The organism is uncultured Aquimarina sp. (assembly GCF_947500065.1).
GTDB lineage: Bacteria > Bacteroidota > Bacteroidia > Flavobacteriales > Flavobacteriaceae > Aquimarina.
On record NZ_CANMQT010000004.1, the window covers coordinates 344352 to 361069 of the forward strand.

General features: G+C 35.2%; 4 protein-coding genes. All 4 read right to left on the minus strand.

Features of this window, described 5'->3' with window-relative positions:
* Nucleotides 1-25 precede the first annotated feature (25 nt).
* Nucleotides 26-3283, minus strand: a complete 3258-nt coding sequence (locus Q0975_RS14435; protein WP_299437834.1) for an RICIN domain-containing protein — start codon at nt 3281-3283, stop codon at nt 26-28.
* Between the two features lie 219 nt (nt 3284-3502).
* On the minus strand, nt 3503-6904 hold the full coding sequence (locus Q0975_RS14440) for a PKD domain-containing protein (protein ID WP_299437836.1): 3402 nt from the start codon (nt 6902-6904) through the stop codon (nt 3503-3505).
* Nucleotides 6905-7120: 216 nt separating this feature from the next.
* Nucleotides 7121-14068 (minus strand): PKD domain-containing protein, encoded by a 6948-nt coding sequence (locus Q0975_RS14445; RefSeq protein WP_299437838.1) that lies wholly within the window; start codon nt 14066-14068, stop codon nt 7121-7123.
* Nucleotides 14069-14201: 133 nt separating this feature from the next.
* On the minus strand, nt 14202-16586 hold the full coding sequence (locus Q0975_RS14450; RefSeq protein WP_299437840.1) for a cellulase family glycosylhydrolase: 2385 nt from the start codon (nt 16584-16586) through the stop codon (nt 14202-14204).
* Between the last annotated feature and the right edge of the window lie 132 nt (nt 16587-16718).

Below are 16718 nucleotides of genomic sequence, written 5' to 3' on the forward strand. Positions count from 1 at the left end.
ACACCTAAAATGATTTGACTTAGTCTTAATCCTTAATAAACTGTATTTTATCTTTACCGAATACTGATAAAATATAAAGTCCAGCTGTCATATCGGAAATGATCAGTGGTTCATTATTAGTAGTCAATTTAGTTTTCTTAATAATTTTACCCATGAGATCATAAATGATTACAATATCATTAGTTTCAGCTCCTTGAACTGTTATTTCTTCTCTTGAAGGGTTTGGATATACTGACAAAGCTTTACCTTTTTCTTCGATTGGATTTTCTCTATTATTCAGTGATACTATTTTCCATTTTTGATTAGCATTAACAGTATTAAAATCCCAGATTTGAACATTGGCATTTATAGAACCTCCAGCCCTATCTAAGGCACTTGTACTGCAATGCATTGGCTTTAATCCAAATACACCATTTCCGTTCTGAACTACTTTCCATTTTTTATGGTTGTCATTAGCGTCCGTCCAAGTGGCAACATTTTCTCCATTAGCACAACGAGCATAAGGGACTTCTAAAAACCTATTAGTTCCTGAATTCCTAATGGTATATACGTTATCCCCTTTATGATCAAAAACCCATGCCTGATCATTATATGGATACGGATTACTCATAACGGCACTGTGCTGATCCGCCGCTCTCGATAATAATCGTTGGTTAGATTGCGTAGATTCTATATAGTATGAACCGTTTACTATTAATTGGGCAAATGCGGCAGTCACTGTTACATTATTTATTTGATCACGATCAATTGCATCTTGCCATGAAGTGCTTAAAGGGCGAATATGAGTTTTATAAACATAACCTGATCCAGGTTGTGGTAAATTAGGAAGGTTTACTGTAATTGTTTTCACGCCAGTTCCTTTAGAAACAATCTCTTTTTGCTGAGCTATCCAATTAGTAGATGACCAAAACTCTACTATAACCTCTCTATTTGTAGAGGCCTCATAATTTACATCTACGCTATATAAATTAGCCTGAGTAATTGTAGTTGGAACATCCTTAAAACTAACTTTATCTTCAAATACCTCATTTTGAACGGTCACATTGTTCACTTGATCTCTATCAATTGCATTCTCCCAAGTAGTGTTTATTGGTCTAATATGTAATTTATAAACATAGTCAGTTCCTGGAGCAGGTGCAGTTGGTAAATCGAGAGTTATATCCACAGTTCCTTCACCAGCTTCGACCTCTATTTCCTTTTGTCCTAACCAACTTGTAGAAGACCAGAACTCTATTACAATTTCTCTTTTAACTTTTGCGCTGTACTTTATCTGAAAATCATATGACAATTGAGGTTGAATCAGAGTAGATGGATTAATAAACTCTACAAGATCTTCAATATTATTAACACTACACGATTCTCCAGGAAGTCCATAACAACCATTACCTGTAGGACCTAAATCTGAATTCCAGTTAATTCCAGGAACCCAATTTTCACCTCCGAATTCATACGCCCCAGCATCTGGTGCTGAACCAACAAAACCGTCAGTTATACCAGAGATTGTTCTACCAGCATTTACAGCCGGAGAACTAGATGTAAGTGTAAAATTATTTCCGTTATAATTAGTATACCCTGACTGAGTAATTACATTATTTTGTTTGTCTGCATCTCTTTCGAAAGTACCTTCATCTTCCTGCGTAGAAGGATCATCTTCTGTTCTAACATCGGCAATGTTATTCCATACTTTCACATTTGAAAAAGCTGTACCTTCTTTATGCCAAGCCCCCATTGCCCCACCTTCTGTTTTTACTAAGGTATTATTGAATATATCAATATCCTTACCATTCCAGTTGATTTGAACTCCCGTCCATTCTACATTCCACACCACATTATGGTGAACTGAAAAAGCTTCAGCGTCATTATCCAGATAAATACCAGCGGCTTTTCTCTTAGAACCTCTTGAAGCACTATCGTGAAACCAATTGTGATGTATCTCCGTATTCTGCGGTCCTCCTACAGTATAAAAAGTTGCACAATCATCTGCGATTAAATTACTTCTGTAAACATCATTATAAGCAACCTCACAACGATTTCCATTAAAATTAATACCATCTCTCCCTCCATTAAAAATTGTATTTCCAATAATCTTATTATCATTTCCTCCTCTGGCTACTAAGGGAGCATCATATGATCCTAAATAATTAAAATCATGAATATAATTGTTTTTTAAGACATTGAATCTACCTCCTAAACGCACTCCCGTTGCAGCACTAAAAGCTATTTCGCATTTTTCAATAACATTATTAGTACCATTTACTTCGATACTAGGTTTACCAGCATTAAAGCCTTTAAAAACTCCTTGAGTATGATTCCCATAAAATGAAGAAACACCATATAACTTATTATTATTAGAATTTGTTTTTAACAAAATAGCTCCACCAAAAACGGCAAGGTTTCGAATTTCGATATAACTTCTTCCATTAAGATCAATCCCTGTTTTTCTTTTCCTCATTTGTACGGATCCATTACTAGGCGCTACTCCACCAGGCATTTGTACAAATAATTCTTTGGTTTGGCTATTAAACCACCATTCGTTTTGATAATCCAATGCTCCTTTAACTCCTTCTAGGTAAAAATCTCCTTTATCAGCAGGGGCATGGAAAGTACGTATCCAATTTGGGTTTTTATCCAAATTAAAATTAACTCTTCCCGAAGAGCTACTAGTTATAAATGCTTTCCAAGCGATCCACCCTGATCCTGGTTTATCCCCATAAAAGAAAACCGATCCACCGGTCCAATTGATATTAGGAATTTGGGATGATGTTAAATAGGCATTATTTACTACATTGCTACCACTACCACCTGCATTTCTGAGAGAGTTCAGTGTAAAAGGCTTTCCATCAGAATTATTGGGCCATCTAGCCAGATCCATAGCAGTACTTCCATTCATTACAAAATTTTCCTGACCTAAATTCCAATCTACTTTTACCTTGTAGATTGCCCCGTTATCCTTTTGCCAGCCGCTTAATGCCTGCATAGCACTAATGATTACTTTTTCTCCTTGTTTTGAAGTATACGTTATAGGTTGCCCCGGTTGACCTGAACGCGCAGGTTTGATAATTTCTTCATAAGTTCCTCCACCGATAAAAATAATATCTCCTGGTTGTGCTACTGCAGAGGCTTTTCCTATTGTCTTATAGGGTTGTGATTGCGTTCCTGGATTTGTGTCGTTTCCATTCTTAGAAACGTAAATGTTTTTCGAGTATACAGAAGCCCCTAATATGAATAAAAGGATCCAAGTGCATTTTCGAAAAAAAGTTCTGAGAGTTTGATTTTTTTTCATTGTTAACTGTTGGTTTAATTATAGGATGAAATATAGACTGCGATTGCTTATCTCTATATTGGAGTTTATTATTTGTAAGTATTTTATTAGAATATGTTTTACTAGACCATTATTTATGGCTTCATTTTTTATAATTTGATGACATTTTATAGAGTCTAATAATAAATAGAAGTAGAGAGGTCATAAAAACAACCTCCCTTTATATTTCTAAGTATACTTTTACCTACTTATCATTACTTTTTTTCTAATCTTTTGATTTTTGACAGTATCTATAATTTCTAAGAAATAAATCCCTTGATCTAATTCTTCTAAATAAACCGTTACCTCATCATCTTTGTCTCTTAATCTTTGATTCTGAATTGTATTTCCTACTAAATCCATTAGTCTGATTTCCGCTTTTTCTAAAATTTTAAAACCGGAAACAGTAATGTAGCTTTTAGCTGGATTTGGGTATACCTTTATTCTCTCAAGTCCACTAGTCGTTGCAAATGAAGAAGAAGGTTCAACACCCCAAACTAAATTTCCATTCAAATAGAGGGTTATATTTTTGTTAGGTTGAAAAGCTGTATATGATGGTTTATAAGAATAATCATCACTTTCATCAAAAGAACTCCAGTTCGTCTTGGCAAATCTAGTTTGTATAGGTCCAGAGTTTTGTAAAGATGCTAATGAACCAGCGGTATTATCAAAAGAAACTTGCAAATAATCTAATCCATTCTGTTGTCCAAAATCACCATTTACAAACCCACTACCCAGTTGCGCCCAATCGCACCAAAAATTAAGATTGTTACTATCTTCGGATGTGAACCAATATCTGATAGTTATATCTTGATAAGACACTGCTTGATTACCATTATTGATAATACTAAGATGCGGATTGATCATATTATCCGTAGCATTGCCACGTCCACCATCTATATATTCTAACACTAAATCTCCTGAAGGCACTTCTTCAATTACAGAAATCTCAATTGATTTGATAGCTGTTTGTCCAACTCCATTATTGATACTTAATGTAACAAGGTAAGATCCTATATTGGTAAAAACATGAGATGCTATAATTCCTGTAGTCATACTACCATCACCAAAATCCCAAGAATAGGTTAAAGGGTTTCCTAATGGATCAGAAGATCCTGAGGCATCAAAATTAACAGTTAATGGTCCTACTCCTGATGTCTTATCTGCTGTGAAGTCTACTATTAATTGATCACTAGTAATAGTTATGGTTTTGGTTATAGTATCCTCTAATTTCCCATCGGTTACGACTAACTTTACTTCATAAATTCCTGGTTCTATATATTCATAAGAAGTACTAACGCCAGAACCTACATCACCATTTCCAAAATCCCATGTATAGGTTAGTGTATCATTATCAGGGTCATTAGAATCAGAGGCATCAAAATTTATGGTAATAGGCGCTATCCCTACGTTATTATCCGCAATAAATTGAGCTACTGGAGCTTGATTCGGATCCAGAACATTTATGGTAATGGTAGTGCTGTCTGTTTTACCATCAACATCACTAACCGTAAGTGTTACTATTTGATCACCTATTTGAGTGAAATCGTAAGAAGTTATTATTCCAGTAGCGGTATCTCCATTACCAAAATCCCAACTATAAGTCAATGTTCCTCCGTTAGAATTGCTGGATCCCGAAGCATCTAATGCCACTTGCAAAGGCGCTGTACCTGATATCGGTGTAGCAGAGATTCTAGCTACAGGGTTTGTGCTTCCATCAGGTTCTATACCACTTATCAATTGGCCATTTAAATATAATCCCACTTTATCCCAAGCGGCAAACTCTTTTTTGGTTCCATCATATGAATAATCATTTGATTGATCTGTATCGGACCAGTTGCTATTAGCTATTTTAGGTTCCATTCTTCCGGAACCCGCATTTCTTCCTAATACTCCAGCAGCTGGATCGAAAGTAATTTCTAAGTAATGTTTATTACCTTCAGTATTTACTATTTCTCCGCTGATATTACTACTACCAATCATCGCGTAATCAACAAAGAAATTGAGTGGTAAATCCGTTTCAGTTTCAAACCAGTATCGAATACTGAGATCACTATACGCAACATCTTGAGATGAATTATTGAATAGCCTAAAATGTGGTTTAATAACATTTGTAACCACATCTGCAGAAGCATCTTTATATTCTACAACTAAGACTCCTTCTCCACCTATTTGAATGTTTCGTGGTGTTGATGTTTTTACAACTCCATTTATTCCCGTAGCTACCGAAGTAATAGTATAGTTTCCATCAGCTAATCCCGATACATCTAACTGATAAGGTGCAGTAGTATCTTCTCCTATTAATATTCCATTACTAAAGAACTCTACTTTGACGATCGTATTATTTTCATTCAATAGGTTTGTCTCGATATGAACCGTGCTACCTGTGACATATTTATCTCCCGATTTAGGAGACATTAAGGATAGGTAAATAGCTTCTCCTCCCGACATCGCTTCCATCCTTAATGCATGTTCTTTATAAATAGCTACTTCTACATCACCTTCGAATACTCCAAACTTATCTCTGGGAGTATTATTATCAGGAAACCACCAGAAGCCACTTGCCCCGATCTTATTTTCCTCAATAAAAGCGTACATTTCTTCCCACCATTCATATCGTTCTTGGATCTCTACATTAAACTCTCCTATATAAAGTGGTTTTTTTATGATGTTATGAGATTCATTCGCCCATTGTTCCATCAATTTCATTGTTTGTTCTAATGTGAAATTGGACCAACTCTCTCTTATATATGGATGCGCCGAAGCAAAGTCAATTGATGGAGATTGATGTATTTTTATAAAATCATTTCCTTCATCTCCTCCAAAACCATATTTAGTTCCATGAGCTTCAAGTCCCGTACTTAATAAATGATTTGAGTCTATAGCTTTGATAAACTCACCCATATCATCTACCCAAGCTCTTAAAACATCAGAAGTGACATCATCACCAAAACCCTGATATCGAGGTTCATTCATTAATTCCCAAGCTAAAATCGTAGGATCATTTCGATATTCTACACCATCGTAGTGATTGACACGAGTAAGAAAATACTCAACGTAATTTTTATATCCTTGTACAGCTGATGCATTAGTAAAAAATTGTCCTTGATCATGTTCTCCTGCTCCTTGTACATCGATCCCTTCCCATTTAAGACGATCTTTAATTCCTCCATAGTCGTTCCAATAATTTTCTAATGCAATGATTAGTTTTATTCCGTTAGCTTCGGCTGATTTAATGATATAATCAAACAAAGAAAATTGAGCTTCACTATATACTCCTTTTTGAGGCTCAAAACCATGCCAATCTTCGTGACTAAACCCCCATAGACGCACTACTCTAACACCATTTTTATAGAGTCTACGCATATGCTCATCTATGCGATTTTTGTCCATAAATTGCGTTTCGATATCTCCACTAGAAGATCCATATGTAAAAAAATCATACACATTGGTTCCTGAGAAATAAAAAGGTCTACTATCCAACATGAATTTTTCTTCTTCTACATATACAAATCCCATTGGAGCTACTTTTTGTTTTTGAGCGAGTAATTGCATACCAAACAGTAAGCTCGCTATTACTAAAATTTTAATGTTAGTTTTCATCTTTAAAAGAATTAGTTGAGTTGAGTTTATTTTTGATTTAAGTCTGAATTAATTATTGTTGTTCCAACTACTTCTAACTTTTGGATTCCCCAACCCTAACACACTCCTTTGTTTTGGTGTTATAAAATTCTTCTTTATTGAAAGTTTCTTTTTTAGATTTTTATTCTAGAATCACTGTTGAATCTATTTTTCTTTATAAATCCAACGGTGGCTTCTTTATTTAGTAATTCGTTTAATTACTGTTTTTTTATTCCTCTTAATTTGTATGAAGTACATTCCTGATTGGAGCATATTCATATCCAATTCTATTGTTTTTAGATTTTTTTGGATACGTTTAGATGATAACACTCTTCCATTTATATCTATAACTTTTATGAATGCTCCTTCAAAATCTTGATCACTTTGCAGGATAAGATAATCTGTAACTGGATTTGGAAATGCTTTAACCTCCATCAAATCATCCTCTATAAACGGATTTCTTAATAGGTCTTCGCAATTTGGAGCGCTATTTTCGTTACTGAAATATATAGTATATTCACCACCTTTAGATACCAGTGCAAAATTATCTCCATCCATAGTTACATCATAAGCTCCATCGAAATTTGATATTCCTGTTCCTGAAAAGGTTATCTTAGGCTCTGCTTGATTAAAAGTCTGGTTTACTATACTCGCTGATAGATCTATCCACCAACCTGGATTACCATTATTGGTATTCATGGAACATTGCCACAATCCATTATTTTGTAAATCCCAATTAATTGTAAAATTGGTAACATTACCTAAATCCGGACCTCCTGTTCCTAAAACATACACATGATCATATGAGAAATTTGGTAATGTGGGTACTGGAGTATTCATAGGAGCTCCAAAACTACAGTCAGTAGTGCCTGTTGATTCACTTACGATAAGAGTACGTGTTTGACTATCTGATAAAATCCCATCACTAACTACCAGAGAAATAACATATTCTCCAACAACCGTATACTCATGACTTATATCTACTCCATTTCCTGTTGTTCCATCTCCAAAATCCCATTGAAACTCTAAATCATCTCCATTAACATCCAAAGAAGTTGAAGCATCAAAATTCACCAATAATGGAGTTACTCCAGAAGTTACCGACATATCAAAATTAGCTTCAGGAGCAACATTACCTTCTAGAACACTTATTGTTGTCGGATCCGAAGTAACCGAAGTTATTCCATCACTGATAGTCAAAGTAACCGCATATGATCCTGATATAGTATATGTATGCGAAGGATTCGCTAAATCACTAGTATTTCCATCACCAAAATTCCATATATACGCAATATTCGCACCATCTGGATACACTGAATCAGAAGAGTCAAAATTCACTACTAAAGGAACATCTCCTGAAACAGGAGTAGCTGTAAAACTAGAAATTAGAGTTGGTGTTTCATCATTTACATTAATAATTACAGTTGCAGTATCAGACTTACCGTTTCCATCATCAACAGTTAATACAACTTCGTAATCACCCGTAGTAACAAATGTAAACTGACTAGTAACTCCCGTAGCTGTAGCACCATTACCAAAATCCCAAGAATAACTCAGTGAATCGCCATCTGGATCACTAGAAGCTGAAGCATCAAAATCTACTGATAAAGGTGCTACTCCTGATGTGGTACTAGGATTTATAATTGCGTTTGGTTTCTTGTTAGATACTTCATTGCCATCTGGCTCTAGTCCCCATACTAATTCATCTTTATAATACAATGTTGTTAATACATGTGGTTTTAGAGAAGTCTTTCCTGCATCATATGAATAATCATTACTTTGATTATGAGTCTGAAAACCTGAATGATGTAACCTAGTCTGAATTTGACCAGATTTACTATTCGCATTTAAACTTCCAGAGGAAGCACTAAAACCAATTTCCAGATAATTTTCTTCTAAACTCGAATCAAAACTACCAACAGTTCCTACTACAGCAGAATAATCTATATTAAAATTCATTGCCTCAGTATGTTCTGGAGTATACCAATATCTGATTTTAAAATCACTTAACGGAAGGCTTTCTGATGATTCACTTACTATCTGAAATACTGGCTTTAATTCTGGAGTAGATACTCCTGAGCTATTATCTCTGTATTCTAAACTAAAATCTGTATCTGGAAGATTATTAAATCGATCATCCACTGTTATAGTTATCTCTGTCGAATCTCCAGTGATTTCGCCACTCTCAGTAGCTAATGATAGTGTAATGGTATGCGCTCCTTCTGTTAAACCTGTTACTGGAATTGGTTGTATTTGGAATATTGAGCCTTTTTCTACTCCATCAATGAAATATTTTACATGCTGTCCTCCAGGAACGATATCCCATTTATAAGTAGAAAATTCTATTTCAAAATCTGGTCCCACTAATCCACCATCTGATGGTGACTGAATAATTGCTGTTGGGTTTTGTGGTAATGGATCATTGGTTACAATTACAGTAATTGTTTCTCCTAAATCAGTTACAGAGTTATCACTTCGTTCCATTTGCAGTGACAATTCATGAGATCCTTCGGATAATGCGGTTCCATCCGTAAACTCTCCTTCTGCAGTAATTAGGCCTCGATCCTGTCCATCAATTTTAAATCTTAGTTTGTATTGTTGTGAGGGTAAATCCCAACCTTCTGTATTAAAATCTATTTTTAAAGGTGTATTTACCAACTCTCCATGTAACGGTGATCTAAAAAATACATCTGGTAATGGTCCGATTGGTGTATCTGCATCGCCACCGTGCAGTGTCCATAAAACAGCTGCATCAAACATAGCAAGTCCCTTATCTGTTAATAAATGCATGAATTGATCTCTTAATGGAAAAGCTACTCTTCTTGAAGGAATATCTATGCTTGCCTCATATCCAAATAAAATGGGTTTAGTTCCGGCTTGAGCAACTATTATAGCCTCGTCTGTAGGATTTCCAAAAGGCAAACTCTGAGTAATTGAATATAGAGCTGCCTCATTACCTGCACTTACTGCCATCGGATGTCCTGGAGCCGTAATTGTAATTGATGAAAAACTTTGTTCTGTGATACCAAACCCTGTATTCAACTCTCCTGTAGTCATTCTTAATTTACCATACATAAATGGATTCCAAGTCATTAATGGAACTCTTGCTCCTTCAAGATCATTACCCAGTTCTCTTGGATCAACCGTCGAAGAAATTAAGGCCATATCAAATGGATTAGCAGATTGTGGACTGGTTGCTTCTTCATCAGAAAACAATGTGATTTTAAATCCAAATTGTTGTTCCAATCTAGACTTTATTCTTTGATCTTCAGAGGTAAGGGCATTTTTATCACCAACCACAAACATCACTTTTATAGTGTTCTTAAACTGAACAGTAATTTCTGGTGTTATAGAAGCTGTATTCCCATTGTTATAAAACACTTTGGCATTAATTGTATAATTTTTCCAAAGAATAGGTGTCCACGATGACTCAAAAGGAGCAGTTATCACTTCTTCGATCATTTCGTTATCTACAAAATATTGAATCTTTGTAATTCCATCAATATTAGTATCAACACTCAAAGTTTGTGATTCTGCTCTATTAATAATGAGCCCATCTGCTGGAGAAGCTATTTTTAATAATTGCTCTGATGGCTTGGCTAATTCGGAACCATCAATTTGTTTTATATATGCTTCTAATTGTTTTATTTCACTAACACTTAAAGAAGATGTGGATCCGTGCGCATTGTTATTATTATAAACCGTTAGCACCTCTTCTATAGTTTTTGCTATGCCATTATGCAAATATGGTGCTGTTGCCCAGGCATCTTTTAATGTGGGGACATCGATACCCAGTAATTGCTTATTCAAACGATTACCTGTAGTAGTAATAATTGTACCCACATCGTGTAATTTCCCAGAATTACTATCGGTAAAATTACTTCCGCTATGACAGGTATAACATTGTAAATCTTCAAATAAAGATTTGCCTGCTACTCCATCGGTAGTAAGTGATCCATCATTATTTCTATATGGACTTGGGCTAAAACTATTTAAGGATTCTATATACGCCGTTAACGCATCTAAGTCCGGTGATTTTCCAGTTTTGGGATCTCCAATTGTTAAAGCGGTTGTTCCATCATTAAAGTCTTGGTCATTCATAAAACCTTGTCCTTTGAAATGAAAACGGATATCATTTTCGAAATCTTGAATCTCATCAAAATTAGCACTCCAATGCACTCTTCCGTGAGCAGTTCCTGCTCTACCTATTAGAGAAATTGTATTTCTTAATCCTTCACCTCTATCCGTAAAATCCCAAGTTCTACCATCTTCAGTTCCATCTATATGACAAGTAGCACAACTAACATAGCCATCTGTTCCCATTTTGATATCCGAGGCGTCATAGAATATCTGTTTACCCTTCAGTTCTGTTGCTGACAATAACTCATTACTTACCGTTGTAATCGTAGCTATCTCTTCTAAAGTGCTATTACCATTTTTAATCATATTATCTGCATCAAAAACAGTAATTGAGCGATCCATGAAATTCTTGACAAAAACTCTATTTGTAATAGGATCTATTACTAATCCTTGTGGAGCTTTACCTACATCTTTTTTAAGCAATTCTTGTCCTTTTTTGGGATCTATAACTACAATTCTATTATTCCCTTGCATGGTAACAAAAAGGTAATTCCCAGTAGGAGTATACAAAGCGTATGAAGGTTGCCCATGATTATCAATATCTAACCTATTGCTTAGATTTTCATTATTCATTGTTAGATCGATAGAAGATATTGCCGTTCTTACAATATTGTCAAAAGAAAGTGGTTTTCCATCTCTACTTAAACCTCTTACAATATTATCTTTTTTGGCTACTGACCATGCGGATTGGTTATTTGGATGAATGGTGATTCCTGACACATAATTTGGCAAGCCTCTTCCCTGATTTCCATTATCCTGAGTAAAATCATCAAGAGGAAGTCCAATAGTAGCATTCAATGTGAATGTGTCCAAGTTAATTTTCCATATTTGTCCTTCTTGATCTGGAGAAATAAACTTTGTCACTAACAGTGTTTTTCCTTCTCCATCTATTGCCATTGCTCTAGGTTTTTCTCCTATAGCTAGTTCTTTAAAAATTGAATTGGTGACTGTAGAAATTTCTAATATTTTCCCTGAACCAAAAGTTGATATAAATCCTCGCGTCCCGTCAGGTGTAAAAACAATTCCATAAGGTTGAGATCCTTTTTCTAATGCTATTTTTGTATCGAGAACCCCACTTTTTTGCAGAACATATACCTCATCAGAATCTCTACAAGTAATCCAAGCTTTTCCTTGAGCATCCAATGCTACATTTACAGGATCTTTTCCCACCTGAATTTCATTTATAACAGATAGATTATCAGAGTTTATTAACGTGACTGAATTATTATCAGGGTTCACCGACCACACAACTCTTCTATCAGCATCTACCGCAATAGGTCCTGATTGTGTTGGTAACGTATCGTAAATGGTATCGACAATTACAATTGATTGAGATCCTACTACAAAACCTCCGTTATTATCAGAAACCTGAACCTGTACGAGATAATTACCTGGTTCTGTATACGTATGACTACTCGATTCTCCTATCCATTCGGTTTTAGGAGAGCCATCTCCAAAATCCCATCGATAGGTTAAATCATTTCCATCAGGGTCATTCGCATTAGCTATAAAATTGATTATTGAACCCATTTCTGCGGGAGAAGGGGTATCAATATTAATTCCTGTTATCTCAGGAGATTGGTTAGAAGTGTCACCTCCTGTAGTGAAATAAAATACATATTCCTCCATTCCATTACCCACAGCATCTTTGATTCCTCCTTCTACAAACTTTACCTCATATGTGGTATTAGGTAGTAATTGTTCTTTTGGTGCATAATTTATTACTTGATATGAAGTGGTTGTTACATCTCCTTTAATCGGTGTACCTCCTAAAGGGCTTACTTGTATGGTCTCATCATTTAGCGTTAAATCATTTAATGTTTCATTGATCACAAAACCAATAGTAGAAGAAATAGGTTGGTTGATTGCTCCAGAAATTGGAAAATGATGACCAACCGTTGGAGATGTTTCATCTAATCCATCTTGATGCGCAAAAATTGAAGTTTTATCATCTCCACTAGCTATTAAAATATGACCTATTGGCATCCATTGGTTATCTATGAATTGTAAGGTTTCATCACTTGAGGGTGGAAAAAACTCTTGCTCAATTTCCATAGTTTCAAAATTGAATTTGACTCCTCTATCAAAACGACCAGAAAAACCAAACTCATCCTGAAATATCATATATCGCCCCAAAGTTGCTTGATCAGAATGCAAACTAAAGCCAAGTTTTACATCAGTAGGATCACTGATATCAAATCCAACCAATGCATTAGGCCCCTCATTTCCACTCATAAAAACTAAGTGATTTCTCCATAACTGAAATCCTGTACTATATTGTTCATGTGGAATATCGCCTCCAAAAGATCCTAGAAATTTTATGTTTGTAGGATCTCCAAAATCAAATACACTTATATCACCAGTTTGAGGAGCATAAAAAACATAATTCCCTATTCTAACTACAACATCTGGTAAAGAAACTGAAACCGGAATATCATCTAACTGTTCACCAGTTCTCATATCGAAAACCCTATTACCATCAATAGTATGCGGAAATGTTTCTAGATTATCGTAATTAGATTGTCCATCTTGTACAGTATAAAGAATATCGGAAGAAGTAACTGGTTTCCTATCTAACATATTAGATAGATCCAAATATTTATACCCTGTTCCCTGAACCTCTGGAACAGAATATTCTCGATAAAAAAGATCACCTTCTAATTTCCACCATCTATGACCATTGTTTGCTGCATCACTAAATTGAATTTTTTTTGGTGCTGTTGGATTAGAAACATCCCAGACTCCCGTTCCCGCTTGACCATTAATCATGAGGTAGTTACGATGATACGTATTAATTCTATCCCCTTCAGGAAAATTAGAGAGGAAGGTTCCTGCTGGCCAAGTTTGAGTTGTCATTACTGGTCCTTCTGTTCCATCATAAATATCTAATGAAGATATGACCGCCAGACCAAATGAAATGGATATCGCTATCGTGTAAAAAAGCGTTTTACGAGTATTTTTTATAAACGCCCTCCATCCACGCTTATTTATTGGTGTTGGTCCCATAATAAGTGGTGAGTTTTGTAAAGTTATTTTGATGTACTTTTCTGTTTAAAGAAAAGTTGTGATTTTAAAGTGATTATAAAAAGGAAGAAACTCTATTTTGTAGACAAGTCTCTTCCTTTTTCTATTTTTCTAATTATTGCTTTATGATTTGTTTTGTTACAGTTTCTTTTTGATTGAAGATTTTAATAAAATACACTCCGGATTTCAATTCCGAAACATTTAATGCTACCGTATTTGTGTCGGTAACTGAGGTGACTCTTTTAACAACTTTACCTGATACATCTAATATATCTATTCTTGCACTTTTAAGAACCTCAGGATGTTTAATCGTTAATTCATTCAATACAGGATTTGGGTATGCTTTAATCTCGGATTCATTCTCAATAAACGGATCTCTTAATTGCGTTTCACAATTAGGAGCTGTGTTACTGTTACTAAAGTAAATAGTAAAAGCACCGCTTTTAGAAACTAGTGCAAAATTATCTCCATCAATTGTTGCGCTATACCCCCCATCAAAGTTTGGAAATCCAGTTCCAGACAGTGTAACGCTAGGCTGTGCAGAGTTAAAGTTCTGACTTGTTACATTATTTTTCAGATCATTCCACCAACTAGGAATCCCATTATTGGTATTCATAGAGAATTGCCAAAGACCATTATTTTGTAAATCCCAATTAATCGTAAAATTGGTAACATTACTTAAATCAGGACCTCCTGTTCCTAAAACATAAATTTTGGTATATGCCATATTAGCAATAGTTGGTAAAGGATTGGATAAAGGAGCTCCAAAAGCACAATCTCCACCTGTATTAGATTCGGTAATTGTAATTGTAGTGGTGTCAGTATCCGATATTCCATCCGTATTAGAAACAGTTAATATTGCAGAATAACTACCTGGATTTGTGTATTCGTGGTTTATGGTAATTCCAGAACCTGATGTTCCATCACCAAAATCCCAACTATACACCAATGCACTTCCATCAGACACTGTAGATCCCGAAGCGTCAAAATTGATAATGGTTGGTGCTACTCCACTAGTAATATCAGTAGAAATATTTGCAGTTATTACCGTTGGATTTGTATCAGGGTCATTAACTGTGATGGTAAGAGTTTCTGTATCGCTAAGCGCTCCATCACTTACTGTTAATACTACTTGATAAGTTCCTATGCCCGTAAATAAGTGAGATATACTCTCACCTGTTGCAGTAGTCCCATCTCCAAAATTCCAGTTAAAAGTTAGATTATCTCCATCAGGATCAGAAGAGGTTGAAGCATCAAATGAGACAGTCAAAGGGGCATTTCCAGAGGTTGCATCACTTGTAAATCTTGCTGTTGGCGGACGATTGCCTGTTCCTCCAACTACATTCGGAATAAATGGTGCTAAATGGGGAGTTAACACATCTAATTTCCATTGATTAACACTTGTCCAATCATCTTGTAAAATTCCACCTGTATCTCCAGAATTAGGGTTCATACTCCAAAATGTCCATGAATATATATCTCCCATAAAACCTGTAAACTCTGTAAACCAAGTATATGCGATACCTCCAAAAGCATCTTGATTTTTAATTCCAAATTCTCCTACAAATAGCGGAGAGGTTTCTTCTTCGTATAAATAATGGAAATTATCACTCCATAAACCTGTCATATTTTGTGGAAAATCACTTGCTGTAAACCAATCCTGTTGTGATACTTCTGGGCCATATTCATGTGCAGAATACATTAATTTACTAGGATCTGACAATTGAATAGGGTATTTCTTCGCTCCCATTAACTGTCCTCCCCACCAATATGAATTTCCTTCAAACTCTCCTACGCCTTCTACAATAATTAAAACGTTAGGATTCGCTTCTAGTACAGCATTACCACAACGCTCTGCCGCTTTATTCCAATCGGTAGCAGGATTACTATCACCCCAAGTTGATCCGTGAGGTTCATTATTTAAATCCATAGCCACTACAGCCGAAAAGTCTTTATACCTATCGGCTATAAAAACCCAATCATTAATCCATCGCTGTTCAGAATATTCAGATGTATACCAAACTGCTTCGTTTAAAAAACCATCTGCAGCTCTGGAGTGATTGTCCAAAACGATCTTCATATCATTCTCTTGACACCAGCGCACAAAAATATCTAGTAATTCTATTGGTTTGCTAACGGTTGTTTCTTCTTCATTCATTGGTGATACTCCACTATATGGATCAGTACCATATGAATTTATCGCAATAGTAGAACTTGGGTTTAACATCTCATTACACCAAGGAACTCGTATGGTATTAAAACCTAAATCTTTGATTTGTTGTAATACACTTTTCATATCCCTTGACCATATTCCATGCGGAGAGTAATTTTGTGTTTCAAAACCAAACCAGTTTACACCTGTTAAACGAACTTCTTTTCCAGTTATATCATATAATTTATTTCCAGATGATGTTAGGAAATTTTGTTGTTGAGCGAGAACTTCTGATGCACTGCCAAAAAGCAATAACAGAATTACCCAATAATTTATGAATTGTTTCATGTATTTATTTTTTTCACTATTAAAAATTGTTATGATCTATTAGATCAAAAGTTTAAGTAGAAATATGATCAATTGAAAGAATCCTTAACCACCCCATAGTGATTACATTGGAATCATAAATTCTATAGCTAC

Excerpts from the sequence above, each read along its gene's own strand:
- Q0975_RS14435 (WP_299437834.1), bottom strand. The coding sequence starts at position 3,283 with ATGAAAAAAAATCAAACTCTCAGAACTTTTTTTCGAAAATGCACTTGG.
- Q0975_RS14440 (WP_299437836.1), bottom strand. The coding sequence starts at position 6,904 with ATGAAAACTAACATTAAAATTTTAGTAATAGCGAGCTTACTGTTTGGT.
- Q0975_RS14445 (WP_299437838.1), bottom strand. The coding sequence starts at position 14,068 with ATGGGACCAACACCAATAAATAAGCGTGGATGGAGGGCGTTTATAAAA.
- Q0975_RS14450 (WP_299437840.1), bottom strand. The coding sequence starts at position 16,586 with ATGAAACAATTCATAAATTATTGGGTAATTCTGTTATTGCTTTTTGGC.